The organism is Mycobacterium sp. NGS68 (assembly GCF_059812195.1).
In genome coordinates this window covers 75,670-101,207 of record NZ_JCALCE010000022.1, presented here as the reverse complement: position 1 = coordinate 101,207, position 25,538 = coordinate 75,670, and the positions used below count along the sequence as shown (strand labels likewise).

The 25,538-nt window shown below is 67.5% G+C and carries 26 protein-coding genes; 17 read left to right on the top strand and 9 right to left on the bottom strand.

Annotation, left to right across the window (positions count from 1 at the left end; all coding sequences use genetic code 11):
- Positions 1-28: 28 nt before the first annotated feature.
- The 16 genes from AC5Y5V_RS22165 (at position 29) to AC5Y5V_RS22090 (ending at position 16,379) form a co-directional block, all read left to right on the top strand.
- Complete coding sequence (locus AC5Y5V_RS22165) at positions 29-1,195, top strand: acyl-CoA dehydrogenase family protein (RefSeq protein WP_499939982.1); 1,167 nt, start codon at positions 29-31, stop codon at positions 1,193-1,195.
- Positions 1,196-1,426: 231 nt separating this feature from the next.
- Positions 1,427-3,265 carry a glycoside hydrolase family 15 protein gene (locus AC5Y5V_RS22160; protein ID WP_499939961.1) on the top strand — a complete coding sequence of 613 codons (1,839 nt, stop codon included), beginning with the start codon at positions 1,427-1,429 and terminating at the stop codon, positions 3,263-3,265.
- 214 nt (positions 3,266-3,479) lie between these two features.
- On the top strand, positions 3,480-5,270 hold the full coding sequence (locus tag AC5Y5V_RS22155) for a thiamine pyrophosphate-requiring protein (RefSeq protein ID WP_499939959.1): 1,791 nt from the start codon (positions 3,480-3,482) through the stop codon (positions 5,268-5,270).
- 2 nt (positions 5,271-5,272) lie between these two features.
- Entirely contained in the window at positions 5,273-5,725 is a 453-nt protein-coding gene (locus AC5Y5V_RS22150) for a hypothetical protein (RefSeq protein ID WP_499939956.1), read from the top strand.
- The gene (locus AC5Y5V_RS22145) at positions 5,725-6,432 is read left to right on the top strand and encodes a gluconate 2-dehydrogenase subunit 3 family protein (protein WP_499939953.1); all 708 of its coding nucleotides are present in this window, start codon (positions 5,725-5,727) and stop codon (positions 6,430-6,432) included. The genes AC5Y5V_RS22150 and AC5Y5V_RS22145 overlap by 1 nt, the downstream gene beginning before the upstream one ends.
- An 89-nt stretch (positions 6,433-6,521) precedes the next feature.
- Positions 6,522-8,096 (top strand): GMC family oxidoreductase, encoded by a 1,575-nt coding sequence (locus AC5Y5V_RS22140; RefSeq protein WP_499939980.1) that lies wholly within the window; start codon positions 6,522-6,524, stop codon positions 8,094-8,096.
- Entirely contained in the window at positions 8,093-9,187 is a 1,095-nt protein-coding gene (locus AC5Y5V_RS22135) for an enolase C-terminal domain-like protein (protein WP_499939950.1), read from the top strand. The genes AC5Y5V_RS22140 and AC5Y5V_RS22135 overlap by 4 nt, the downstream gene beginning before the upstream one ends.
- A 195-nt stretch (positions 9,188-9,382) precedes the next feature.
- Positions 9,383-9,874, top strand: a complete 492-nt coding sequence (locus AC5Y5V_RS22130) for a hypothetical protein (protein ID WP_499939946.1) — start codon at positions 9,383-9,385, stop codon at positions 9,872-9,874.
- A gap of 70 nt (positions 9,875-9,944) precedes the next feature.
- Positions 9,945-10,475, top strand: coding sequence for a DUF421 domain-containing protein (locus tag AC5Y5V_RS22125; RefSeq protein WP_499939941.1), 531 nt, complete (start codon positions 9,945-9,947; stop codon positions 10,473-10,475).
- Positions 10,476-10,850: 375 nt separating this feature from the next.
- A complete protein-coding gene (locus AC5Y5V_RS22120; RefSeq protein ID WP_499939938.1) occupies positions 10,851-11,336 on the top strand; it encodes a DUF4383 domain-containing protein in 486 nt (161 codons plus the stop codon).
- Positions 11,333-12,349, top strand: coding sequence for an SDR family oxidoreductase (locus AC5Y5V_RS22115; RefSeq protein ID WP_499939934.1), 1,017 nt, complete (start codon positions 11,333-11,335; stop codon positions 12,347-12,349). Before AC5Y5V_RS22120 ends, AC5Y5V_RS22115 begins: the two co-directional genes overlap by 4 nt.
- Positions 12,350-12,449: 100 nt before the next feature.
- Entirely contained in the window at positions 12,450-13,601 is a 1,152-nt protein-coding gene (locus AC5Y5V_RS22110; protein WP_499939932.1) for a thiolase family protein, read from the top strand.
- Positions 13,602-13,687: 86 nt separating this feature from the next.
- Complete coding sequence (locus tag AC5Y5V_RS22105) at positions 13,688-14,296, top strand: TetR/AcrR family transcriptional regulator (protein ID WP_499939930.1); 609 nt, start codon at positions 13,688-13,690, stop codon at positions 14,294-14,296.
- Positions 14,293-14,802, top strand: coding sequence for a hypothetical protein (locus AC5Y5V_RS22100; RefSeq protein WP_499939928.1), 510 nt, complete (start codon positions 14,293-14,295; stop codon positions 14,800-14,802). Before AC5Y5V_RS22105 ends, AC5Y5V_RS22100 begins: the two co-directional genes overlap by 4 nt.
- A gap of 114 nt (positions 14,803-14,916) precedes the next feature.
- Positions 14,917-16,194, top strand: coding sequence for a cytochrome P450 (locus AC5Y5V_RS22095; RefSeq protein ID WP_499939926.1), 1,278 nt, complete (start codon positions 14,917-14,919; stop codon positions 16,192-16,194).
- Entirely contained in the window at positions 16,191-16,379 is a 189-nt protein-coding gene (locus AC5Y5V_RS22090) for a ferredoxin (RefSeq protein ID WP_499939924.1), read from the top strand. Before AC5Y5V_RS22095 ends, AC5Y5V_RS22090 begins: the two co-directional genes overlap by 4 nt.
- A gap of 12 nt (positions 16,380-16,391) precedes the next feature.
- On the opposite strand, the gene AC5Y5V_RS22085 is transcribed toward AC5Y5V_RS22090, so the two are convergent.
- From AC5Y5V_RS22085 to AC5Y5V_RS22050, 8 genes are all read right to left on the bottom strand, one after another.
- Positions 16,392-17,552 (bottom strand): zinc-binding dehydrogenase, encoded by a 1,161-nt coding sequence (locus tag AC5Y5V_RS22085; protein WP_499939920.1) that lies wholly within the window; start codon positions 17,550-17,552, stop codon positions 16,392-16,394.
- 92 nt (positions 17,553-17,644) lie between these two features.
- Positions 17,645-17,836: a ferredoxin gene (locus tag AC5Y5V_RS22080; protein ID WP_499939918.1), complete on the bottom strand. Its 192-nt coding sequence runs from the start codon at positions 17,834-17,836 to the stop codon at positions 17,645-17,647.
- The gene (locus AC5Y5V_RS22075; protein WP_499939915.1) at positions 17,833-19,035 is read right to left on the bottom strand and encodes a cytochrome P450; all 1,203 of its coding nucleotides are present in this window, start codon (positions 19,033-19,035) and stop codon (positions 17,833-17,835) included. Before AC5Y5V_RS22075 ends, AC5Y5V_RS22080 begins: the two co-directional genes overlap by 4 nt.
- 108 nt (positions 19,036-19,143) lie before the next feature.
- Positions 19,144-19,950, bottom strand: a complete 807-nt coding sequence (locus tag AC5Y5V_RS22070) for an NAD(P)-dependent oxidoreductase (protein WP_499939912.1) — start codon at positions 19,948-19,950, stop codon at positions 19,144-19,146.
- The gene (locus tag AC5Y5V_RS22065; protein WP_499939909.1) at positions 19,950-20,846 is read right to left on the bottom strand and encodes an alpha/beta hydrolase; all 897 of its coding nucleotides are present in this window, start codon (positions 20,844-20,846) and stop codon (positions 19,950-19,952) included. The genes AC5Y5V_RS22070 and AC5Y5V_RS22065 overlap by 1 nt, the downstream gene beginning before the upstream one ends.
- The gene (locus tag AC5Y5V_RS22060) at positions 20,843-22,501 is read right to left on the bottom strand and encodes a thiolase C-terminal domain-containing protein (RefSeq protein WP_499939904.1); all 1,659 of its coding nucleotides are present in this window, start codon (positions 22,499-22,501) and stop codon (positions 20,843-20,845) included. The genes AC5Y5V_RS22065 and AC5Y5V_RS22060 overlap by 4 nt, the downstream gene beginning before the upstream one ends.
- 57 nt (positions 22,502-22,558) lie before the next feature.
- Positions 22,559-22,855 (bottom strand): ferredoxin, encoded by a 297-nt coding sequence (locus AC5Y5V_RS22055; RefSeq protein ID WP_499939901.1) that lies wholly within the window; start codon positions 22,853-22,855, stop codon positions 22,559-22,561.
- Positions 22,852-24,147 carry an NADH-ubiquinone oxidoreductase-F iron-sulfur binding region domain-containing protein gene (locus AC5Y5V_RS22050; protein ID WP_499939898.1) on the bottom strand — a complete coding sequence of 432 codons (1,296 nt, stop codon included), beginning with the start codon at positions 24,145-24,147 and terminating at the stop codon, positions 22,852-22,854. The genes AC5Y5V_RS22055 and AC5Y5V_RS22050 overlap by 4 nt, the downstream gene beginning before the upstream one ends.
- Positions 24,148-24,180: 33 nt before the next feature.
- Here AC5Y5V_RS22050 and AC5Y5V_RS22045 point away from each other — a divergent pair, with 33 nt between their 5' ends.
- Positions 24,181-24,654, top strand: coding sequence for a hypothetical protein (locus AC5Y5V_RS22045; protein ID WP_499939896.1), 474 nt, complete (start codon positions 24,181-24,183; stop codon positions 24,652-24,654).
- Between the two features lie 5 nt (positions 24,655-24,659).
- Here AC5Y5V_RS22045 and AC5Y5V_RS22040 read toward each other — a convergent pair whose 3' ends face one another.
- Positions 24,660-25,526: an alpha/beta fold hydrolase gene (locus tag AC5Y5V_RS22040; protein WP_499939893.1), complete on the bottom strand. Its 867-nt coding sequence runs from the start codon at positions 25,524-25,526 to the stop codon at positions 24,660-24,662.
- Positions 25,527-25,538: the final 12 nt, after the last annotated feature.

The window sequence follows — 25,538 nt, the reverse complement described above, 5'->3', positions numbered from 1 at the left end:
CGAGGGTTCGCGAAAGGGAAGGTGCCCGATGGAATTCGAGCTGACCGAGGACCAGGAGCTGATCCGGCGGTCCGTCGCGGAGTTGGCGTCGAAGTTCGACGACCACTACTGGATGGACAAAGACCAGACTCACGAGTTCCCGACGGAGTTCTACCGGGCTATCGCCGACGGCGGCTGGCTGGGCATGACGATTCCGACCGAATACGGCGGGCACGGCCTCGGCATCACCGAGGCGACGATTCTGCTCGAGGAGGTCGCCCGGTCCGGCGGCGCCATGAACGCCGCCAGCTCGATCCACCTGTCGATCTTCGGCATGCAGCCGGTGGTGGTGCACGGCTCGGAGGAACTCAAGCGTCGTACCCTGCCGCCAGTCGCCACCGGCGAGGTGCACGTCTGCTTCGGCGTGACGGAACCCGGTGCCGGGCTTGACACTTCGCGCATCACGACGTTCGCCAAACGCGACGGGGACCGCTACATCGTCAATGGCCGCAAGGTCTGGATCTCCAAGGCGATGGAATCCGACAAGATCCTGCTGCTGACGCGCACCCAGTCCTATGACGAGGTCACCAAAAAGACCGACGGGATGACGCTGTTCCTCACCGATCTCGACCGCAGCCGCGTCGACGTTCGCCCGATCCGCAAGATGGGCCGCAACGCCGTCAGCTCCAACGAGTTGTTCATCGACAACCTGGAGGTGCCCGTCGAAGACCGCGTCGGCGAGGAGGGCAAGGGGTTTCAGTACATCCTGGACGGGCTGAACCCGGAGCGCATGCTGATCGCGGCCGAGGCGCTGGGCATCGGGCGGGTGGCGCTGGACAAGGCGGTGCGCTACGCCAACGAACGGCACGTATTCGACCGGCCGATCGGCATGAACCAGGGCATCCAGTTTCCGCTCGCCGACTCACTGGCCCGCCTCGACGCCGCCGAGCTGATGCTGCGCAAGGCGACGTGGCTCTACGACAACGGCAAACCCTGTGGGCGCGAAGCGAATACCGCGAAATACCTGTGCGCCGACGCCGGCTTCACCGCGGCGGACCGGGCGCTGCAGACCCACGGCGGGATGGGTTATTCGGAGGAGTACCACGTCGCGCGGTACTTCCGTGAGGCGCGGCTGATGAAGATCGCCCCGATCAGCCAAGAGATGATCCTGAACTTCCTGGGTTCGCATGTCCTGAAACTGCCCAGGAGCTATTGACGACGGCATTGTGGCCGCGCCGGTAGCGGAAACCGTGCATCCGGAACCGCATCCGACCATTCCCGTTGGCGCCGATAGATATCGAGAGGCACCTAGCACCGCGAAGGCGCCTGCGCTCCGCACCCGCCTGCGCAACGCGCCACTACCGTGTTCGCCGTCGACGTGGAGACCAGATACAGGCCTGCGCCGGACTGGGTACGTGTCTAGGCAAAGGTAGCGCAGGAGGCGAAGGTGGACCACGGCCGGCAGTTGTGCGATGTCCGCGACCTCGACGGCTTCGCAAATATCGGTGATTACGGCGTGTTGGGTGACGGGCGGGGCACGGCGCTGGTGGCGCTCGACGGGTCGATCGATTGGTGGGCGATGCCCGCGTTGGATTCACCGCCTGCGTTCGCGGCGCTGCTGGACCCGCAGCGCGGCGGGCGCATCGAGCTGCGTCCGACGGAATCCCAGGCCAGCGCGACACATCGCTACCTGCCCGACACGAACCTGATGGAAACGACGTTCACGACGGCGACGGGACAAGTGCGCGTCACAGACTCCCTCAACTCGGGGAACGCGGGCGCGTTGCCGTGGAGCGAGTTGGCGCGGCGGGTCGAGGGCGTCAGTGGTTCGGTGGAGCTTCATCTGGCGGTGATCCCCGGCGATGGGCTCCGCCGGTGGCAGCCTTGGACCGAGGACGACGACCGCGGCCCCATCGTGCACGCCGGGACCCTCATCATGGGGGTGCGTTGCAGCCCGCAGATCGAGCCGAGGGTGCGTTTCGATGCAGTCGAGGCGACCTTCACCGTGGCGGCCGGGGAACGTCGCGTGGTCGCGGTCGTCGCCTCGGACAGAAACCCGCTCTTCTTGTGCAACGTGGATTCCGTCGACAACCGCATCGATCTGACCGCGGACAGTTGGCGGCACTGGTCGGGGCAGGTCAAGTGGGAGGGGGCCGACCGGGAGGGGATCGTGCGCAGCGCCCTGGCGCTCAAGACCCTGGTGACCGCGCGCACGGGCGCGGTGGCGGCCGCCGCGACCACCTCCCTGCCCGAGCGGGTCGGCGGCTCGAAGAACTGGGACTACCGGTTCTCCTGGGTACGGGACGCCGCGTTGACGATCGACGCGCTGGCGGTGTTGGGTCTGCAGGAAGAGGTCCACGCCGCGGTCGCGTGGTTGCTGCACGCCATCCACGAAAACGGGCCGCAGATCCACGTCATGTACACGTTGGCGGGAACGATTCCCGGCAGCGTGCTCAAGCCCGATGTTCCCGGGTACCGCGACAGCCGGCCGGTGTTGATCGGCAACGACGCGGCTGCCCAGACCCAGCTCGGCGTATACGGCGACCTCTTCGGCACCGTCGCGGATTGGGTGTTCTGCGGTCATCTGCTCGATGTCGGTTCGGCGCGGGAGCTCTCAGACCTGGCCGACCGCTGTGCGGACACCTGGCGTCGCGACGACGCGGGAATCTGGGAGCTGGCCACCGAGAGGCCGTACACCCTGTCGAAGATGAACTGTTGGCGCGCGCTGGACGCCGCCGCCCGCATGGCCGAAGCCGGCCAGTTGATGGGGGGCGGTAAGCGTTGGCGCGGCGAAGCGGAGGTGATCAGGGCCTGGGTCGCGGAGCATTGCTGGTCACAGCATAAAAAGGCGTACACCTTCTACGCCGGCACCGACGATCTGGATGCTTCAGTGCTGCTGGGCGCCGAGTTCGGCTTCGACCGTGGGCAGCGCATGTCGTCGACCGTCGATGCAATCGGCGCCGAACTCGGCGTCGGTCCACTCGTTTACCGCTACAGCGGCGTGCACCGCGAGGAGGAGACGTTCACCGCGTGTGCGTTCTGGCGGGTGCACGCCCTGACATGTCTCGGCCGACACGAGGAGGCCGTCGCACTCCACAAGGAACTCAAGGTAGTCGCCAACCCGTTGGGGCTGATGCCGGAGATGGCAGTCGCGGCCACCGGCGAACTCGTCGGCAACATGCCGCAGGCGCTGAGTCACCTCGCCTACATTCGCGCTGCGGGTGCACTCCGCTCCGCGGCGCCGCCCGACGGCCCAGGAGCATCGCAAGTGCCCCCAGCACGCTGAAGTGCCGGCTCGCCGGCAACAGCGATCTCAATCAGCGGGCGCCGCTGCGGACCTTGTCGATTCGTCCACTTACCTGGGGTGTCGCTGGGAGTTCGGCGCGACCCAGTTTTTGCCGCCAGGGAAGGGGTACGCGGGCCATTGGCGAGGTCGCGCGACGGCAGGCAACCGGTTACGCCGGGTATCGCGACGCAGAACCCTAGGGGAGTGATACACCGTGTCCGATACTGTCGCCGATGTTCTACTGTCGCGGCTCCGCGAGTGGGATGTTCGCCAAGTGTTCGGGTTTCCCGGCGACGGCATCAATGGCCTGCTGGCCGCCTGGCAACGTGCCGACGACCAACCCCAGTTTGTCCAGGCGCGCCATGAGGAGATGGCCGCGTTCGAAGCGGTCGGATTTGCCAAGTTCTCCGGCACATTCGGCGTATGCGTGGCGACCAGCGGGCCGGGGGCGGTCCATCTGCTCAACGGCCTGTACGACGCGAAACTGGACCATGTGCCGGTGGTGGCTATCGTCGGGCAGACCGAACGCTCCGCGATGGGTGGCTCATATCAGCAGGAAATCGACCTGATCAGCCTGTTCAAAGACGTGTGCAGCGACTACGTCCAGATGTGCACCGTTCCGCAGCAGCTACCCAACCTGATTGATCGGGCGATCCGCGTCGCGGTGAGCGAGCGCGCTCCGACGTGCATCATCGTTCCGTCCGACGTCTTCGAGCTGAAGTACGCACCGCCCGAGCACGCATTCAAGCAAGTGCCCTCCAGCCTGGGCCTGGCGCCGGCGCGGGTCGCCGCGGACGACGAGGCGGTGCAGCGGGCTGCTGACCTGCTCAACGCCGGTGAGAAGGTCGCGATGCTGGTCGGCCAGGGCGCCCGCGATTGCGTCGAGGAGCTCACCGAGGTCGCCGACCTGCTCGGCGCGGGCGTAGCCAAGGCATTGTTGGGCAAAGATGTCCTGCCCGATGATCTGCCGTGGGTGACCGGCTCGATCGGGCTGCTTGGCACCATCGCGAGCTGGCATCTGATGATGGACTGCGACACCCTGCTCACGGTCGGTTCGAACTTTCCGTACACCCAGTTCATGCCGAAGCTCGGCCAGGCCCGGGCAGTGCAAATCGACCGGTCGGGCAAATGGATCGGCATGCGCTACCCCTACGAACTGAACGTGGTCGGGGACGCGAAGGCGACGCTGCAGGCGCTGATTCCGCTGTTGCAGCGCAAGTCCGATCGATCGTGGCGCGAAACTGTCGAAAAGCGGGTCGCCAGGTGGTGGAACGTCGTCCAGCGTCAGGCGATGACGGATGCCGATCCGGTCAACCCGATGCGGATCTTCTGGGAGCTATCGCAGCGGCTGCCGTCGAACGCGATTATCGCCGCGGACTCGGGATCGTCGGCAAACTGGTATGCCCGACACCTGAAATTCACGCCGGGCGTGCGGGGCTCGTTGTCGGGCACGCTGGCCACGATGGGATCCGGCGTGCCGTACGTGATCGGCGCCAAGTGGGCCCACCCCGACCGGCCGGCCATCGCGTTCGTCGGGGACGGCGCGATGCAGATGAACGGCATGGCTGAGCTGATCACCGTCGAGAAGTACTGGCGGCAGTGGGCCGACCCGCGGTTGATCATCGCCGTACTGCACAACAACGACCTCAACCAGGTGACCTGGGAGATGCGGGCGATGGAGAACTCTCCGCAATTCGTGGCGTCGCAAGCGCTGCCCGATGTGAATTTCGCAGCGTTCGCGCGCAGCCTGGGCTTGCACGGCGAAAACATCGACGACCCGGCTGTCCTGGGTGGCGCGTGGGACCGCGCGCTGGCCGCCGACCGGCCAACCGTGCTCGATGTGCGCTGCGACCCAGACGTGCCGCCCCTTCCCCCGCACGCGACGTTCGAGCAGGCCAAATCGCTGGTGCATGCCGTGCTCGGGGGCGACGAGGACGCCGCCGGGTTCATCAAGCAGGGCATCAAACAGAAAATGCAGCAGTACCTGCCGGGCGAGAAGGACTGATCATGAGCTACCTCGCAGTCGCGTTGCGCGATGTGCGCACGGGCCGCTTCGAGCGCACTTTGTCGGCCCTGACGGCTGCGGGTGCGGCGATCACCGCCGGTGAGATCTACTTCTCCCACGACGCCGCCAGCTTCGGCAACAAGATGATGTATTGGCCCCTCGTCGTGGTGCCCACGGCGATCCCGGCCGGCGCCGCCGCGATCTTCTCCCGGCGCGCCGCCAAGACGGTGCTGCCCGCCGCGTCGATGGCGATCGTCGTCAATGGTCTCCAAGGCTTTTATCTGCATGTTCGCGGCATCAAACAGCGTCCCGGCGGGTTCACGAAATACAACATGGAGTCCGGGCCGCCGGCGTTCGCGCCTCTGCTGGCTTCCTTGGTGGGCGGCATGGGCTTGTTGGCAGCGTTGCTGCGCCGCGAAGACCTCCCGCTGCCGGGCGATGGGCGCGACGCCTGATGCCCTACCGCTCCCGGGCTCAGCGGGCAATCACCCCGCAGGGACAGGGCCGGTACCCACACTTCGACGTCTTGGATCAGGTCGAAATGTGGGATGACGTGACAGCCGGGGTGGTGCTGGCGCGGTTGGCGTTGCCGAACATGTTGTCATTTTTCACCCCGTCGGAGGTGGGCATAGCCGAACCGCTGCTCGACCTGTTGCTGGGCCAAGACGGCGAGCCGCGGGTGCCGATCCTGGCCTTGATCGACGCGCGGCTGGCGACCGGCGAGACCGACGGTTGGCACTACGACGACCTGCCCGAAGACAGTCAGGCGTGGCGCGACACCCTGGCCCACCTCGACGTGGATGCGCACACCCGGCACGGTGTCGCCTACTCTGCCCTCGGTCGCTCCGCGCAGGCCCGACTGCTGCAGGACGTGCAGGATCTCGCCGAGGGTGGCGGCGCTTGGCATGGACTGAATGCGAAACACGTCTGGAGCCTGTGGACCCGGTACGCCTGTGCGGCGTTCTACTCCCATCCCTGGGCGTGGAACGAGATCGGTTTCCCTGGCCCGGCCTATCCTCGCGGCTACCTCAACCCGGGTATCAACGCCCGAGAGAAATGGGAAGTCGCAGATCGACACGACGTCGATCCGGTCCCGTTCGCGAAGCGCGTCGAGCGGGCCCGTAGAGCCGACGACGACCTCCCCGAACGCCCGCCGACGTGAGCGACTACCGCGCGATCCGGGCCCGCAACGAGTCGGCCTGGCTGATTCCTAATGACGGTTCGCGAGTGAATCACCGGCTGCGTGCCGACATGCGTCGCTACCGCGAGGACGATGAGGTCGACGCCGTGATCGTGGGGGCGGGCGCCGGCGGGAGCACATTGGCCCAACGGTTGGCTCGCCGGGGCTTCAGGACGGTCATTTTGGACGCGGGGCCCTTCTGGGACCCGGACACCGACTGGGTCAGCGACGAGCGCGGTGCACATGTGTTGTTTTGGACTGATCCCCGTCAGATCGGGGGAGCGAACCCGGTTCCGTTGGGATCCAACAACTCCGGACGAGGCGTCGGCGGCTCGATGGTGCACTATGCGGGCTACGTGCCACGATTTCACCCCTCGGACTTTTACACCCGGACCGTCGACGGCGTCGGAGCGGACTGGCCCATTGATTACGAAACCCTTCGCCCGTATTACGAACAGATCGAAGCCGAACTACCTGTCGCCGGCCAGGACTGGCCGTGGGGCGACCCGCACCGCTACCCACACAGTCCCCACCCGGTAGGGGGCAACGGGCAGATCGCCCTGCAGGGCGCCGAACGCCTCGGCATCGAGATGAGAATCGGGCCGGTCGCCATCCCGAACGGCCGCTTCGGTAACCGGCCGCACTGCATCTACCGCGGCTTCTGTCTGCAGGGCTGCAAGGTCAACGCCAAAGCGAGCCCGCTGATTACCCACATTCCCGACGCCTTGGCCCACGGCGCGGAGATCCGGCCCGACTGCCATGTGTCGCGCGTCCTCGTCGATGACCGCACCGGACGTGCAACCGGGGTCGAGTACCACCACCACGGCGTTGTCCACCGGCAGCGCGCTGCTGCTGTCGTGGTGGCCGGTTACTCCATCGAAACCCCGCGGTTGCTGCTGCTGTCGGCCACCAACCGCTTCCAGGACGGCCTGGGTAATGAGCACGACCAATTGGGCCGTTACCTGATGGTCCAAGGCGCGCCGCAGACCGCAGGGCGGTTCGCGGACGAGATCCGGATGTATAAGTCGCCGCCGCCGGAGGTGAGTACCGAGGCGTTCTACGAGACCGACCCCACGAAGCCCTACAAGCGGGGTTGGTCGGTCCAGACGGTCAGTCCCCTGCCCATTACCTGGGCTGAACACGTTACCGCCCAAGGGCATTGGGGCGAGACGCTGCGCGAATACATGCGTGACTACGTGCACTGGGCCACCCTGGGCGCCCTGTGTGAACTGCTGCCCCAACCCGACAATCGCGTCACCCTGGCCGAGGAGACCGATCGCCATGGCCTGCCGGTGGCGCATTTCGCCTACAGCAAGTGCGAGAACGACGAGCAACTGATCAACGCCGCCACCAAAGTGATGGAAGACATTCTGCGCGCCGCCGGTGCGGAGGAGGTCATGACCATCGAGCGCTACGCCCACCTGGTCGGCGGCGCCCGGATGGCCGACCGTCCCGAAGACGGCGTCGTGGATGCCGAGCATCGTGTGTTCGGCGTCGAGCGGCTCTACGTCGTCGATGGCAGCACCCTGCCGACGCAAGGCTCGGCAAACCCGGCCCTGACCATCATGGCGCTGGCCGCCCGCGCCGCCGGCCTCATGGCCGACCACGCCGCCGGCCGGCCCGAACAACGGCGATCCCGCCGGTGAGCCGCCCTACGCCGACGATCGACCGCGCAGACGTCGAGCTGTACACCGTCGACACTCCCGGACCCGAAGCTGACGGCACTTTGCGCTGGGACGCCACCACCGCTGTCGTCGTGCACGCCCAGTCCGGGGAAACCAGCGGGCTGGGCTGGACTTACAGCTCTCCGGCCGCGGCCGCTGTCATCCGCTCCGAACTCGCCGACGTCGTCTGTGGACGTGATCCGTTCGACGTCGCCGGCGCGTGGAGCGCGATGCACTGTCACTGCCGCAACTTCGGCACCCGCGGGCTGGCCATGCAGGCATTGAGCGCCGTCGACATCGCGCTGTGGGACCTCAAAGCGCGGCTGCGCGGCCAGCCACTGTCGGAGGTCCTCGGCCAGGCCCGTGCGGCGGTTCCGATCTACGGCTCGGGCGGTTTCACCAATCTGACCGACACCCAACTGGCCGAACAAGTCGCCACCTGGCAGAGCGTCGGCTGCGGCGCAATGAAGATCAAGATCGGCCAGGACTGGGGCACGGCGATCCCCCGGGATCTGCAGCGGGTCCAGCAACTGCGCGAATTCGCCGGACCCGCCGTGGAACTCATGGTCGACGCCAACGGGGGCTACACCGTGGGGCAGGCGGGACGCGTTGGTGCCGCGCTCGACGATCTCGGCGTGGTGTGGTTCGAGGAGCCGGTGAGCAGCGACGACCTGGACGGGCTGCGCGCCGTCAGAGAATCGGTGCGATGCGACATCGCCGCGGGGGAGTACGTGTCGGACCTCTACGACGCTCGCCGTCTCGCGCCCGCGGTGGACTGCCTCCAACTCGACGCCACCCGCTGCGGTGGATACACCGGGTGGCTGGCCGCGGCAGCGCTCGCCGCTTCCCGCAACCTACAGGTATCGGCGCACTGCGCTCCCGCGCTGCACGGTCCCGTCGCTGCCAGCGTCCCGAACGTGCGCCACCTTGAATACTTCATCGACCACACCCGGTTGGAGCAGAAACTGTTCGACGGCCTGCCGCTGGCCGCAGACGGAGTGCTGACCCCCGACACCACCCGGCCCGGACACGGGATGAGCCTAGCGGCCAGCGCAGGGGATTACCGCCGGTGATCAACCGCTGAACAAGGAGTGAATTGCCATGGCAGGCAGTAACGTTGCGAGCGACGTCGCCGCGCGCCCCGACGACGGCCCGGTGGTTCGCCGAATCCGGACCGACGAGGTGCTTGCTGCGCCAGTCTCACGAAATCGCGAGATGAGCCGATGTCAGCCTGGCGCCAGTCACCGTCGACTCGTCCATCAGCGGCCGTGAGGCGATTTCGCAGGATCGAACTCGTCCGGGCCGCCTGGGGCGCGGCGCTGCTGGTGGCGCCGCAGCGGGTGATGAGCAACGTCCACCACGTGTCGGTCGACACCAAGAGTGTGATAATCGCCCGGATCCTCGGGGCGCGGCAGCTGACCCAGGCGGTGCTGTCCGGCATACGGCCGAGCGCAGAGGTGCTCGCGATGGGGGTGTGGGTTGACGCGGTGCACGCGATGACGGCATCGGGGCTCGCCGTGCTGGACCGGTCGCGGGCCCGCGCCGGACTGACCGACACCGCGATCGCCGGCCTCTGGGCGTGCGCCGGTTACCGCGATCTGGTCGCGGCTGAGCCGACTCCGCCGGCGCGCCAGCACCGCCGCGACCGACTGGCGCGGATGGTGCTCGGCGTCGCGCCCGGCGGGCAACCGCTGCTGCGTCGCGCGAATGCGGGCCGCGGCAGCCGTGACAGCGTCCGGCCCGCGGAGTTCCGGCGCTGACGTCGGGCTCAATAGCACCTCGGAAGCGGTGTCCGCTCCGAATGGCAGGTTGCTGGTAAGGAGGCCTACCGTGACTCACTTGATCGGTCACTACTCAGAATTGGGCTGGACTGCCCTGAAAGCATTGCTGTTATTCGCGGTGGCGGTCATCGGGCTGCGGTTCTCAAAACGCCGAGTGTTGGCTGAGCTCAACGTGTTTGATCTGGTGGTCACCGTGGCTATCGGTGCCATCATCGGCCGTACCGCGACCTCGTCGACGACGTCGTTCGCGAGTGGTGCCGCCGCTCTGATCACCTTGCTGGTGGTACATCGGCTCGTTGTGGGCGTGCACCGACGTGGCTGGATGTCGGGACTGCTGGACCGGCGCCCGGCGGTGCTGCTTGCGCGTGGCCGTGTGCAGAACACAGCGCTGCGCTCAGCGGGGCTGTCCCGCAGCGACGTTTACCGACTGTTGCGTGAGTCGGGCGAGGGCGATCTGGAGGCACTGGAGTACGTCCTCTACGAAGACAGCGGTCGCATAACTCTCATTCGTGCCGGCCAACCCCACGGTGAGGCCGTCCGAGCCGGTCTCAGCGAAGCTGGGATACGCCTTGGCGGTTGAACTTCCAACGAAAGGGCAGCGGGACTACCGGGAGCACAGCCCTGCTCGATTGAGGACTGCAGGACGTCGCAGGGGCAACGCTCGTCTGGGAGGTTGCTGAGATTTCAGGAGCGTCGCGTGGCTTCGGGCGCAGGCTGGGTAGTCGGACACTGCAGCAAGTAGCGACCCGGGGTGGCCGGTGATTCGCCCGAGCGGACCCAACGCCACGGAATTGGATAATCATGATGGTTGACTCCTTCGCGGCGCTGATGCCGCACATGTCCTCGGACAGCGCCGGGGCGGCGTCCGGCTGGGCGAACTCCAGCGGGCGGGGCACCTCACCACACCGGGTTGGCTGAAACGATGTCGCCAGTCACCCGGAGTTCGTTTGGACGTTTGACCTCAGGACTGCGTCAAATTAGCCGCAACCGAGAGCACTTTCGTACCGGCCGGTGGTTCCTCGCCGGCGAAGGCATCTTGTTGAGCGCGCTCGGTATCACCGGGTTAGCTTCCGCCGCAACCCATCCCGCCATGAAGCCGGTCCGCGTCGACGCGCCGCTGGCGTTGACCCCTTGGCACAGCGGGTTATTGCTCGCGTTCGGGATGCTGGCCGTTCTGGGTGCGCTGTGGCGCCACGCGGCCGTTGCCGTCAGCGCGCTTGGCGCGGTGGGGTTCGCGGCGTTGGTGGTGATTGGGGCGATAGCCGCCACCCATCACGCGCCGGGGCCGTTGGGATTCAACACACAGGACATCATCTTGCACGGAGTGCTGGCGGCGGTGAATCTTGCCGTCGTGTACTGGCTTATCCCCGACGCGCTGGAAGGCATGGACTGGATTCGGCGCTCCCCTCCAAGGATCGATATCCGAAAGGACCCTCAATGACTTCACCCCAGACCGTCGTGATCACCGGGGCCAGCGCTGGTATCGGTCGCGCTACCGCGCGGGCTTTCGCCGCCCGAGGTGACAGGGTTGCGCTCCTCGCCCGCGGCGCCGGCGGCCTCGAGGGCGCTGTCAAGGATGTCGAGAACGCCGGCGGGCAGGCGCTGGCTATCGGCACCGATGTCGCCGACTTTGCACAGGTCGACGCCGCCGCCAACCAGGTTGAGGAGACATTCGGGCCCATTGACGTGTGGGTGAACGTCGCCTTCACTTCGGTGTTCGCACCGTTCCACCAGATCAGCGCCGACGAATATCGCCGAGTCACCGAGGTCAGCTACCTCGGCTACGTCCACGGCACGATGGCCGCGCTGTCGCGCATGCGCGCCCGCGGCGCCGGCACCATCGTGCAGGTCGGATCGGCATTGGGTGCTCGGGCCATTCCGCTGCAGTCGGCCTACTGCGGCGCCAAACACGCGATCAACGGTTTCACCGAATCCGTGCGCACCGAGTTGATGCACGAGCAATGCGACATCCACATCACCGTCGTGCAGATGCCTGCGGTCAATACCCCGCAATTCTCCTGGGTGTTGTCTCGGCTGCCCAATCACCCGCAGCCGGTGCCACCGATCTATCAGCCCGAGATCGCCGCCCGCGCAGTCGTTTACGCAGCCGAGCACCCGCGGCGCAAGCAGTACTGGGTCGGTGCCAGCACCGCGGCCACCATACTGGGCCAGAAATTCGCCCCCGCCTTACTGGACCGATACCTGGCCAAGACCGGCTACGCCTCTCAACAGACCGACGAGCACGTCAGCCCGAACCAACCGAACAACCTCTGGGAAGCGCGCGACGATGCCGCCGGCGGCGACTACGGCGCCCACGGCGTGTTCGACAGACGTGCATACAAAGTGTCGCCACAGCTATGGATGTCACAACATGTCCGGACGGCGTCGATCGCCGCGGCCGCCGCCGGCGCCGCCGCGCTGACCGCCACCCTTTCCCGGTTGCGCCGCACTTGATCTGCAGCGCGGAAGCCTAGCCGCCCTCGCAGCGTGCAAAGGCACGTCGTTTACTGGTCGGTGGACGGTATCAACATCGAGGCAATCCGGGAGCACACGCATGCGCGAAACAGTCATTGTCGGGGCAGTGCGGACCGCTGTCGGGAAGCGCAACGGCGGATTGTCCGGCATGCACGCCGCCGACCTGTCCGCGGTGGTCCTCAACGAGCTGGTGGAACGCACCGGCATCGGCCCGGAGATCGTCGACGACGTGATCTGGGGTTGCGTGTCCCAGGTCGGCGACCAGTCCAGCAACATCGGTCGCTACGCGGTACTTGCGGCGGGCTGGCCCGAGACCATCCCGGGCACCACGGTCAACCGGGCCTGCGGCTCCAGTCAGCAGGCCCTCGACTTCGCCGTGCAGGCCGTTATGTCGGGTCAGCAGGATGTCGTGGTGGCCGGTGGCGTCGAGGTCATGAGCCGGGTCCCGCTGGGTGCGGCCAGGGCGACGGGCATGCCGTACGGCCCGAAAGTCCTTGCCCGCTATGACGACTTTTCGTTCAACCAGGGCCTGTCGGCGGAGATGATCGCCAAGAAGTGGGGATTCTCGCGCACCCAGCTCGACGAATACTCCGTCCAATCCCACGAGCGGGCCGCCGCGGCCCAGGACGCCGGAGCGTTCACCGACCAGATCGTCCCGGTCTTCCTCGAAGGCGAGGCTGGCGTCGTGCACGAGGACGAGGGCGTACGACGGGGAAGCAGCGTCGAGAAGCTGGGGGCCCTGAAGCCGGCGTTCGTCGACGACGGGGTGATCCATGCCGGCAATTCCTCGCAGATTTCCGACGGCGCCGCCGCGCTGCTGGTGATGACGTCCGAGATGGCCCTCGGGCTGGGTCTGACGCCGATCGTGCGCTACCGCGCAGGTGCCGTCACCGGCGCGGATCCCGTGCTCATGCTCACCGGCCCGATCCCGGCGACCGAGAAGGTGCTCAAGAAGTCCGGCGTCCCGCTGGCGGAGATCGGTGCCTTCGAGGTGAACGAGGCCTTCGCGCCGGTGCCGCTGGCGTGGATCGCCGAGACGGGCGCCGATCCGCAGCGGGTGAACCCGCTGGGCGGCGCCATTGCGCTCGGCCACCCATTGGGTGCGTCCGGCGCGGTGCTGATGACCCGGTTGGTGCATCACATGCGCGACAACGGGATTCGCTTCGGCTTGCAGACCATGTGTGAAGGCGGTGGTACGGCGAACGCCACGCTGGTCGAGCTGCTCGACTGACCGCGCCGCTAGCCGACTCTTGTCAGATCGGGCAAACCTACCTACTGTGTGTTCAGTTGGTTGGTTTGCTCGAATGAGGGAGTCCGGTGCCGGCCGCACGTCCATACGACACGCTGCTCGCCAAGGGCGAGGACCGTAAGCAGCGGATCCTCGCCGTCGCGCAGCGGCTGCTGACGCGGAACGGCTGGCGCAACACCACGCTGGCCCAGATCGCCGGCGAGGCCGGGGTGACGCCCGCTGGCCTGCTGCATCATTTCGAGTCCAAGGAACAGCTGCTGCACGCGGTGCTGGACGCGCGAGACCTCGACGACGACGCGCACGCCGACCGCAAAGGTGACCTGATCGCCGAGATTGCCCAGGTGGCGAGCCGGTTCGACCGGGCGCCCGAACTGGTGGGCACCTTCACGGTGCTGCTCGTGGAGAACATCCTTCCCGAAGCTCCGCTGCACGACAGGCTGCTGGCCAGGCAGCGCGACGCGATCGAGATCGTCGCCGCGGGCATCCGCCGCGGTCAGGCGGCCGGCCGGTATCGCGCCGACATAGACCCCGCCGTCAAGGCCGTGGAAATTCTCGCCTTCATCAACGGAATGGAAACCACATGGTTGCTCGATCCCTCGATACCGCTGGCCGAGGTGTTCAAGGAGTACGCCGAGACGCTGGCCAGGGACTTCGCGCCGAACCAGAGCCCGACATGAGATACCGGCTCGACGTCGTCGCCGCCAACGTCGTCGACGTGGTGCGGTTCGCGGGCGGTTGGCTGTTCGACCGCGCGATGGCGGGCTGGGACGTCACCGTCCTGATCGCCGACCACCCCGACGACCGGCCCCTGCACATCCTCGGAGCCCGGACGCTCGATCTCGAGGAGGCGCTGGCTTCCGCCGCGACCCGGCCTCGCCCCCAGGCGCTGGCCGCGGCGGCCGACCTGTTCGGCTGCGACCTGCGGGTGCGGCAGGGCGTGCTGCAGGCGCTCGACCACGGCGTCACCGAAGTCACGCTGTGGGGCGAGGCCTGGCCGGCCGAGCTCGACGACAGCGTCGGCCTGGTGGAACACCGCCTGAGCAGGGCGGCGCAAATTTTTAAGGCTCAGGCGCTGGCGGCCTCGACCGCGGCGCCCGACGTCGCGATCGGCCCCATCGAGGCCTTCCGCAGCGGGCTGCTGGCCTGCCCGTCGGTCGCCGCGGATCTGGTCCCCGCCAGCTAGCCGCCCAACGAGGCGTCCTCCCGCCGTCGTTGACGGCACCCATGTCGTGTGGAAATGTAATACTCATCTCTGAGAGGGACGTTCTCACTAGACGAGATTCGAACGGAGCAAGCGATGGTGAACGACTTCACCGAGTTGGATTTCTTCCGCGATAAGCAGCTCGTCGAGGACCCGTACCCCTACTACGAGGCGCTCCGCCAGCAGTGCCCCGTCACCCGCGAGGATCACCACGGAGTGACCATGGTGACCGGCTGGGACGAGGCCTGCGCAGTCTTGAACGACGCCGAGACATGGTCGTCGTGCGTCTCGGTGACCGGCCCGTTCCCCGGCTTCCCGGTGCCGCTCGAGGGCCGCACCGACATCACCGAGCTCATCGAGGAGCACCGCGACAAGCTGCCGTTCAGCGACCAGCTGCCCACCCTGGATCCCCCCACGCATACGAACCACCGCTCGCTGCTGATGCGGCTGATCACACCCAAGCGCCTCAAGGAGAATGAGGACGCCATGTGGGTGCTCGCCGACCAGGCGCTCGACGGGTTCCTGGCGCCCGGGCGCGGCGAATTCATCAAGGGCTTCGCCGGCCCGTTCACCCTGCTGGTCATCGCCGACCTGCTGGGCGTGCCCATGGAAGACCGCGACAAGTTCATCAAGGGCATCCGTGAGCACTCCGGCGGCGGCATCGGCGGCACCGGCAAGGAGGCACTTGCGCACAGCCCGCTGGAATTCCTCTACGGTCTGTTCTCGGACTACGTCCGGGACCGTCGCCGCGAGCCGCGCGACGACGTGCTGACCGGGCTGGCCACCGCCACCTACCCCGACGGCTCGATTCCCGACGTCGAAGACGTGGCCCGCGTCGCCAGCAACGTCTTCTCGGCGGGCCAGGAGACCACCGTGCGGCTGCTCGGCGCCGCCCTGCAGACCCTCGGCGAGCGCCCCGACATCCAGGCGCAATTGCGCAAAGACCGCAGCCTGATCCCGAACTTCATCGAGGAGTCACTGCGCCACGAGAGCCCCGTCAAGGGCGACTTCCGGATGAACCGGGTGCCGGCCAATGTCGGGGGCGTCGACCTGCCCGCGGGGACCACCGTGATGGTCGTGCAGGCCGCCGCGAACCGCGATCCGCGGCGGTTCGACGACCCCAAGACCTTTGACCCGGCCCGCAAAAACGCCCGACAGCACATCTCGTTCGGCCGCGGCATCCACAGCTGCCCGGGCGCCCCGCTGGCGCGCGCCGAGACCCGCGTGGCGATCGAGCGGCTGCTCGACCGGACGTCGGACATCCGGATCGACGAGCGGGCCCACGGCCCCGCGAATGACCGCCGCTACCAATACGTTCCGACTTACATCCTGCGCGGCCTGACCGAGCTGCACCTGGAGTTCACGCCGGCATGAAAGTCTGGGTCGACGATCAGTTCTGCCGCGGCCACGGCATGTGTCTGACGCTGTGTCCGGAGGTGTTCAGTCTGACCGACGACGGCTATGCCGAAGCGATAACCTCCGATGTTCCATCGGAATTCGAGGATGCCACCCGCGAGGCCATCGAATGTTGTCCCGAGCAGGCCATCAAGGAGACTTGAGGCGAGCCGCCCTCACACGTCGTCGTTCGCGCTCCGCGGGTCGACGACGATCTTGGCGTGCTTTTCCGGATTGCCGAGCGCGCCGAACGCCGCATCGACCCCCGCGAGCCCCACGGTCCCGGTGACCAGCGCGCCGGCGTCGAGTTTGCCCTCGGCGAGCAGGTACAAGGTGTCGCGGAACTCGAGCGGCGTGTAGCCGAACACGAAGCGCAGATCGATCTCCTTGCCGATCGCCACCGTGGGCCGGAAGTGGTCAGTGCCCATGCATACGCCGGCCACGACGACCCTCGAAGTGAACGGCGCCGCCGCGAGAATCGAGTCGATGACGCCTGGTGTGCCGACGCATTCGAAGATCACCGGCCGCTTCGGCGCCGTCGCGCCGAGCTTGTCCGCGATGCGGTAGACGTGGTTCCAGCCGGGCAGTTTGCGCAGCTTCTCCATCGCGCCGACGCCCAGCTCGGACAGATCGGTCACCGACCTGACGACACCCTTGCGGGCGCCGACGGTCTCGTACGGTGAGTCCTCGGCCGGGTCGACCACGATGCTCGCGCCGCACCGCCGGGCCAGCGCCCGTCGTCCCGGCGAGAAGTCGCTGGCGACAATCATTTCCACGCCCTTGGCCTTGAGGTGGCAGATGACCGCGAGGCCGACGGGCCCGCAGCCGATCACGACGGCCGCGTCGCGTCTGGTGATCTCGCTGCGCGCCACCGCGTGGAGCGCGACGGCCATCGGCTCGGTCAGCGCGGCGATCGTGGGATCCAGGCCGTTGGGCACGGCGAAACTCATCGCCGCCTCCGCGAGCACCTGCTCGGCGTACGCGCCGGGCGCCAGCGGCGACAGGCCGGTCAGATGAACACCCTGGTGGGCGCGCAGCAGCGGGAAAGAGACCACCGTGTCGCCGGTTTTGAATCGCTTGGCCACCCCACGGCCACGCTCGGCGATCTCACCGCAGAACTCGTGGCCGAATACGACGGGTGTGTCGTTGGTGAGCGAGTCTTCGTAGCCCACGGCGTTCATCGCGTCGGCCAACTCGTCGGCGTGGTCCTTGGCGTGCAGGTCCGACCCGCAGATGCCGCACCGCAGCACGTTGAGCACCAGCTGGCCCGCCGCCGGCTGCGGAGCGGGCAGTTCGACGACCGACAATTTCCCTTGCAGACAGCTGACTGCCTTCATCGGCGCTTCCTTTCACTGCCGAGCAGACACAAGAGCCCCCAAATATTGCCCGAGATAGGGACTTTTGCGTCTGCTCGCGATAGTAACCGCAGCTATTCGGCGATCGAGATGGCCTGCCGGGGACACTGCCGCACGGCGTCGCGGATCTGCTCCTCGGTCTCCGGCGTGACCTCCGGCTGCAGGACGTGCAGCATGTCGTCGTCGTCCAGGTGGAAAACCTCCGGGATGATGCCCATGCACACCCCGTTGCTTTCGCACAGACCCCAATCGACTTCTATCTTCATCGCAGGACCTTCACCGGTACGTTCTGCCAACCGGCGACATTCTGCATCTGGACGCGTTTGCAGTGCGCCCAGTCGACCTCGTACCGCGGCATGTAGTCGAGCAGCTTTTCCAGCGCGATCGCCGTCTCCATGCGGGCCAGCGCGGCTCCCAGGCAGCTGTGAATCCCGTAGCCGAAGCCCATGTTCTGCGCCTCGGAGCGGTCGCGGTCGATGTTGAACCTGTCCGGCTCGGTCCACACGGAGGGGTCGCGGTTAGCGGCGCCGTTGATCAGGAACACCGGTTTGCCGGCCGGGATCGTGACGCCGTGCAGGTGCACGTCTTTCATGGAGCAGCGCACCTGATATTGCGACGGCGCCTCGAAGCGCAACAGCTCTTCGACCGCGGCCGGAATCTTGCTGCGGTCCTCGAGCAGCTTCTGCCACTCGTCGGGGAAACGGGCGAACACCACCGGCGCATTGCCTACCAGCTTGGTCACGGTCTCGGCGCCCGCGCCGCCCAATAGCGTTGCGAATCCGGTGACTTCGAGGTCGTCGAGCCGGGTTATCTGCCCGTCCTCACGTTCGATCTCGGCCTCGATCAGTCGGGTGAACAGGTCGTCGCGGGGATCGTCGCGACGCTGCTTGACCAGGTCGTAGTACAGCATCGCAGTCTGGATGTTGGCCTGCATGCCCTCTTCGCCGACCTCGACCTGGCCGGGTTCGCGGGTCAGCGATATGTCGATCCAGTGGCGCACCTGCTGCGCGTGCTCCTCCGGCACCCCGAGCATCGTCGTGATGACTTCGACGGGGAACGGGCCGGAAAGGTCCTGCACCACGTCGAAGGCATCGGGATCGGCCCTGCCGAGGTACTTGTCGATCTTCGCGACGACCATCTCCCGCTGCGACTGGATGGCCCGCGGCGTGAAGACCTTGTTGAGCAGGCTGCGCATGTGGCGGTGGTCCGGCGGGTCCATGAAGATGATCGACTGCGGCGGCTTCTGTCCGGAGCGGACCATCGACAGGTCGATGCCGTAGGACGACGAGTAGGTTTCGAAGTCCTTGAGGCCCGCGGCCACGTCCTCGTGCCGGGTCAGCGCGTAGAAGTCGTACTTCTCGTTGTAGTAGACCGGCGCTTCCTCCTGCATCCGCCGGTAGATGTCCCAGGCTCCGTTGAAGAACTCCACGGAGAACGGATCGAAATCCACCTTCGATGTGGTCATTGCACACTCCTGGCTGACGAGTTGCGGGCCATTACAGCTGAAGGCCTGAATGTAACGCTAACGGTAGTGGTTCCGTGGCGAACCGCAAAGGGAAGCGGGGCATTCATCTCAGACTTTTCCACCTACGCCGAGGACGTCGATGACGTCGTCGAGGACCCCGAGATCGCTGCCGAGGTCCTGCGCCAGACCGCGCACGACGGCCACGTCCTTGTCGATGAATTCGGCCCGCACCTCGGTGAACGACGCGACCGAACCCTGCGCGGCGACCACGTCCAGTGCGCGGCTGGTGGCGCTGCCATGGCGCAACGCCGCGAGCAACGCCGGCTCGGGCACGCCGAGGCGGTCACCGATCCGGGCGGCCGCCGCGAGCAGCCCGAGCTGACCGGCGAACAGCGCGTTGTTGATCAGCTTCACCTTCTGGCCGGAGCCGCTGGGCCCGACGTGCAGCACCGGATCGCCGTAGCAGTCCAGCGCGGGCCGGACCCGCGCAACCGCACGATCAATGCCGCCGACGAACAGGGTCAGCCGACCCGCGGCGACGTCGTGCGGGCCGCCGCTGACGGCCGCGTCGACGACGTCGACGCCGTGTGCGGCGGCCTGCTCGCCGACGGCATCGATGGTGCGCGGGCTTGCGGTGGTGTGGACCACGAGCGTGGCACCCGGCGGCATGGACGACAGCAGCGGCGCGTCCAGGCATACCTGCCGCAGCTGATCGTCGGTGAACACGCACACCACGACGACGTCGGCGTCCGCGCCCGCCTCGGCGACCGCGCCGACCCCGACGGCGCCCATCTCCTCGAGGTCCCGGCGCTTGGCCGCGGTGCGGCCCAGGGCCCGCACGCTGTGCCCGGACCCGACGAGCCGCGCCACCATCGGCCGTCCCATTCGCCCCGCGCCGATGAACCCGACCCGCATCAGCCGGCCTCGAGATCGGGGTCGCTCGCCGCGCGGGACGCGGCGCACGCGTCGACGAACGCGAAGACCTTGCGGTGATAGTCGATGGCGCTATGCCCGAGGCTGATGTTGTGTCCGGCTTCGCGTTGCCTGTTGGTGACGAACCGCGGCGTGGCGGTGAACATCGCGGCGACTTCGGTGACCGCTGATTCGTCTGTCTGCCAGACCCTTTCGTATTCAGCCACGCTGAATTGCACGGGGACGCGTACCGCGGGCGCGAGCCCGGGGAAGGTTTGGCGCGCCCAGTCGGACACCATCTGGTCCTCGTAGGCCGGGGCCGACGGGGAAATGGTGGCCCCGTTGAGAACCTCGGGGGGATACAGCCGCTCCGGAAACCACAGCAACTCGTACAGGCCCGCCGAGCGGCGTTCCCGCGTCGCCGTCTTCAAGATGTCGCGAGCGGCGGTGGCATAGCGCCGGCCGGTGCCGGAGAGCTCGATGCCGAGCAGGTTGGCGCCGCGCTCGTCGGCGGCCATCCGCATCGTGAGTTCGCAGCCGCCCGAATGGCCCAACACGAAAAGACCCGCACCGCGCGGCTTTTCACCGAGGATCCGATCCGCGGCACCGTACGCCAGGTTGACCCGCTGCTCAGGCGCGGCCATCGCGTCCGGGTAGGGCGCCGAGCTGCCGTAGCCGGGCCGGTCAAGTGCCACCACCGTGAAGCCGGCGGCCGCGCCGGCGCGCAGCAGGGACAGCGACGGGTTGCCGGGGCAGTCGAAATAGAGGGCGGTGGTCCCACCGCCGTGGATGGCCAGGATGACCGCTCTGGGGTCGTGCGTCCCCGTGGCTTCGGCGACCAGCGCCGACATCGGCACGCCGTCGACGATCACCAGCCGGGGTTTGGGCGCGCTGCTCATCCGTCCGCCCGAAGTAGCAGCACGCCGCTGGGGGTCAGCCCGCCGCTGCTGACGACGCCGACCCGGGCGTCGGCGACCTGCCGCTCGCCCGCCTCGCCGCGCAACTGGGTGATGGCCTCGTGCAGCAAACCCATGCCGTGGGTGCGGCCGTGGGAAAGTTGACCGCCGTGCGTGTTGAGCGGCAGCACGCCGTCGCGGGCGATGTTCTTTCCGCCGTCCAAAAACTCTCGGGCACCGCCGATCTCGCAGAAGCCCAGCGCCTCGATCCAGGACAGGCAGTTCATGGTGAACCCGTCGTAGAGCTCGGCCACGTCCACGTCCGTCGGCCGCAGCGAGGTGCGTGTCCAGACGTGCGCGGCCTGACCCAGCACCTGCGGCTCGTGCGTCAGGGTGCTCTGGTCCCAGTCGATGCGCTCGATGATCTGGGTTCCGACGGCCTCCACCAGGACGGGCGGTTTCGCCAGGTCCCGGGCGGCGTCGACGGCGGAGACGATGACGGCGATGGCGCCGTCGCACGGCACGTCGCAGTCGTAGAGGCCGAACGGCGTGGTGATCGGACGCGCGCTCAGGTAGTCGTCCATGGTCATCGGGTCGCGGTAGACGGCCGTCGGGTTGAGTTCGGCGTTGGCGCGCTGGTTCAGCGCGATCCAGCCCAGCGTCTCCTTCGTGGTGCCGTACCGGTGGAAGTGGCGCTGGGCGTTGAGGGCCAGGGTGTGTGCCGCTGATGTCGCGCCGAACGGCCACTGCCAGCTGTCGGTGCGGCCCCCGGACCCGAGCGCCCCGGTGATCTTGCCCTGCTTCATCCGCTCGTTGAAGGTGGCTTCCCATAGCGTCCGGAAGCACAGGACGTGCCGGGCCAGGCCGCCGGCGATCGCGAGCATCGCGGCGATCACGGACCCGCCGGGGCCGAACGTTTCGATGCCGCCGTTGTGCCATACCGGCCGGATGCCCAACGCGGCCTCCAGCGCGGTCACCCCGCCCTCGCCGAAGCCGCCGAGGTTGCCGCCGCCGGGGTAGGTGGACAGTCCGTCGATGTCGTCGATCGTCAACCCGGCGTCGGCGATGGCCGCCTCACACGCGTCGATCGTCAGCGACAGCGGCGGCACCATCAGGCGGCGACCGATTTTCGACATGCCGATTCCGGTCAGCGCGACCTTGTCCTCGAACTTCTCCGTGGTCAGCATCGGCCGGACGTATTCGCCGAACCGCTCCGGCGCGATCTCATCCTCCGGCATCCGACCGGTGCCCGGGACGGGCTTGAAGAGCGGCAACCACACGTCCTCGAGGTGCTCGAAGACGACCTCAACCTGTTGGCCGAGCTCGAGCTGATCGGGATCGGATTCGACGATGTTGGTGGTCAGGCGGACGCGGGGGTCCTCGGCGATCGCCACCTGGGCGATCACATAGGGCGCGGGCATGCCGGGCACGCTGAACCGGTGGTTGACGGTGAACCCGGCCAGGGTGGCCTTGCCGGACAGCGCCTTCACGCCGATGTCGCGGGACCGGCAGTAGCGGCACACCGGTGCGGGCGGGTGGATCAGCGCCCGGCAGGCCTGGCATTCCTGCATCCGCAGCGTGCCGTCGGCTCCCGACGTCCAGAAGAACTCGTTCTGGTCGGTGATCAGGGGCAGCGGACGACCCGGTGCTGCGGACACGTCACCTCCGGTGGTAGGCGCATTATACTAATCGGAGAATTACGTTATCACTCGTCATCAGCGCGTAAATCCCCATTGGGCTTCGTTGGATTCGGTGTTGACGTGCGCGGCGGGATCGTCCTCGTCGCGCAGCTCCGGGTGCGGGATGCTGGGCCGACGCTCACCGAGCTCGGTGATGGCGTGCACCGGGCAATCCAGCAGCGCCCGCATCACGGCGTCGTGGTCCCGCTCGGCCACCACACCATCGCCCGTCAGCGACGCGTATCCCCAGTCGTCCAGCGAGAAGTACGCGGGCGCGTGCTTGGCGCACAGGCCGAAGCCGTCGCACACCGTCCGATCCAATCGGATTTTCATGCTTGCCTCATCGCTTCCGCCTCGAAGGGACGCTCGGCGCGAAACGCCCCGCCGGAACAGTCCGCGCAGTCGCCGGCGAGATGGCGCTCGACCAGGTCGGGAAATTGGTCCAGCAGGCTGGCCGCGACGTTGCACGCGGCGTCGATGGTCGCGCAGGCGCCGCGGCCGCGCAGCACCACCGACCAGCGGCGCAGCCGGTCGACGTCCTCGGTGGTGGCGGCGCCGTCCCGCAGCGCGCCGCCCACGGCGGCCATCGCCGCGGTCCCGTTGAAACACGATCCGCACTGACCCGCGTTTTCGCGGTCGAAGTAGGCCAGCACCGACGCCGCGACGGCCACGGGGCAGTCGTCGGTGATGATCGAGATCGCACCGCAGCCCAGGCCGCTGCCCAGCCCCCGCATCGTCTCGTGGTCCAGAGTCGTTTCCAGCACCCGCCTGCCGAGCAGCCCGGCGAAATAGCCGCCCATCAGCACGCCCCGCACCCGGTCGGGCGAAACGCCGTGCCGGGCGGCCAGGTCGGCGAACGGCAGGCCGTGGGGTAGCTCGTAGAGGACGGGCGGTTGGCCCGCCCCGGTGATGGTCGCCAGAAACGTTCCCGGCGAGAAGGACGTGCCCTGTGAGCGGAAGGCCGCCGAGCCGTGGCGCTGCAGGTAGGGCAGATTCGCCAGGGTCTCGACGTTGCTGACCAGCGTGGGCCGCTCGCCGACGCCCTCCTCGTACGGGCGCGGCGGCTTGTCCGTCGGCTTGACCGGACCCCCGTTGATCGCGCGGACGGCGGCGGTCTCCTCGCCGGCCACATATCCGGCCGGCACCGTCCACATGGCCACCGGTACGCCGAGGGTGTCCGGGTCGAGTTCGCCCAGCGCGGCTTCGACGCTGCGCGCCGACTCGGGGTCGGACACATACACGTACGCCTCGTCGGCGCCGACGACGGCGGCCGCCAACCGCAGGCCGTCGAGGACCAGGTGCGGCCGGTTGCGCAGCAGCCAGCGGTCCTTGACCGAAGCCGGTTCTCCCTCTTCGCCATTCGCGACGACGACGGCGCCACCGGTCAACCGCGCATGGTCGCGGACCGTGCGCAACTTGACCGCAAGCGGAAACGCGGCGCCGCCGCGGCCGACCAGCCCGCTGGCGTCGACCTCGGCCAATAATTCGTCCAGGCTGGAAACCGGCGCGTATCCACCCCGCTCCCGATACGCCGCGTGGTCCTCGGCGCCCGAAATGAGCAGCCGGGGCGGACACCCGGGCCAGGGGGCGACGGTGACCGTGGCGGAGGGGGCCTGCGTATTCATTCGCGGCCCGCGGTTCCGGTTAGGCTGGCCCGCATGCGGACTGCGGTGGTGCGGGTCAACGTCGACCCGGGCGGGGTGCTCACGGCGGAGCAGTTACGCGAGGGCATGACTGGGCTCCTGGGTCTTGTCGGTGAGCTCGGCGCCGACGTGGTGGAAAACAATCTCGCGGGCATGCCGCCCGGTCGTCGCGACGTGGAGCTGCTGATCGAGAGCGACGACGTCGACACCACCAAGCAAGCCGCAATCGAGCTGTGCGCCAGAGCTTTCGGTACGACGCCGACGCCCGGTGTGGTCACCTTCGTCAGCCGCGGAACCGACGACGACGCCCGCGGCGTGCTGTCCGCGTTCGGGCTGACCGGCGAGATCGCGCGCCGGCCCGGCGACGACGGCTTCGACATCGTGCACGTGACGCTGCGCGAAGAGGACCTCGATCGCATTCCCGAAAGCCGGATCCACACGGCCCTCGAGGCGACGCTGAACTGCGAGGTTCACATCCGCACCGGGTGACCGCATCAGGAGCCCAGGAACTCGAGGATCGGCGGTGCGGCCTGGACCCAGGTGTCAAACATGTTGAAGTGCTTGACCCTTCCCGCCGCGCGGTCTTCGGACGCGCGCTCCCAGGCATCCTCCGGCCAGGGCGGGTCGATCAGCTTGGAACCCTTGATCAGGCAGCTGACTTCCAGCGAGGTCCGCTTGGGGTGATCCATGTCGTTCTCGCCGCCGCGAATGATCAGCGTGGGAACCTTGATGCGGTCGAACATTTCGTCCTCGACACCGGGGATCGTCTGTCCCGGCTTGGAAACGAACGCATTGAGCCAGCGCAACATCACCTTGAGGAACTCGCCGGAGTCGAAGTCGAGGAACCGCTGCTTGTTGGCCGGGTTTTGCTCGATGCGGTCGCGCCATTCCTGGACCTTGACCACGCCGTCCATCCCGGTGCCGCGCACCGCGAGAATGCTGGGGACGATGTAGAAGGAACCCAGCACGAACGTGCCGTAGATGCCGCCGACGATGTTCCACACCACCAGCTTGGTGACCATCTCGGGGTACAGCATCGTGGTCAGCATGGAATCCCTTGCCCCACCGGAACCCCCGGCCAGGATGCACCGCTCGAAGCCCAGGCCGGTCACGAGCTTGTGCAGCGTCTCGGCGCGCATGTGCGATTCGCTCTGCCCGTAGAACTGCACGTCGGAGGCGCCGCAGTTGGGTCGGTCCCACAGCAGCACCCGGTAGCCGCCGCCGACCAGCGCCTCGGCCAGCGGGCGCAGGCCCTCGATTTCCTTGCTGAACCGACCTCCCGGCGTCAGGGCGATGAGATCGCCCGATTCGCCGAGGATTTCGTAGACGACGTTCCCGCCATTCACCTCGAAAGTAGGCACCCGTTTCTCCTG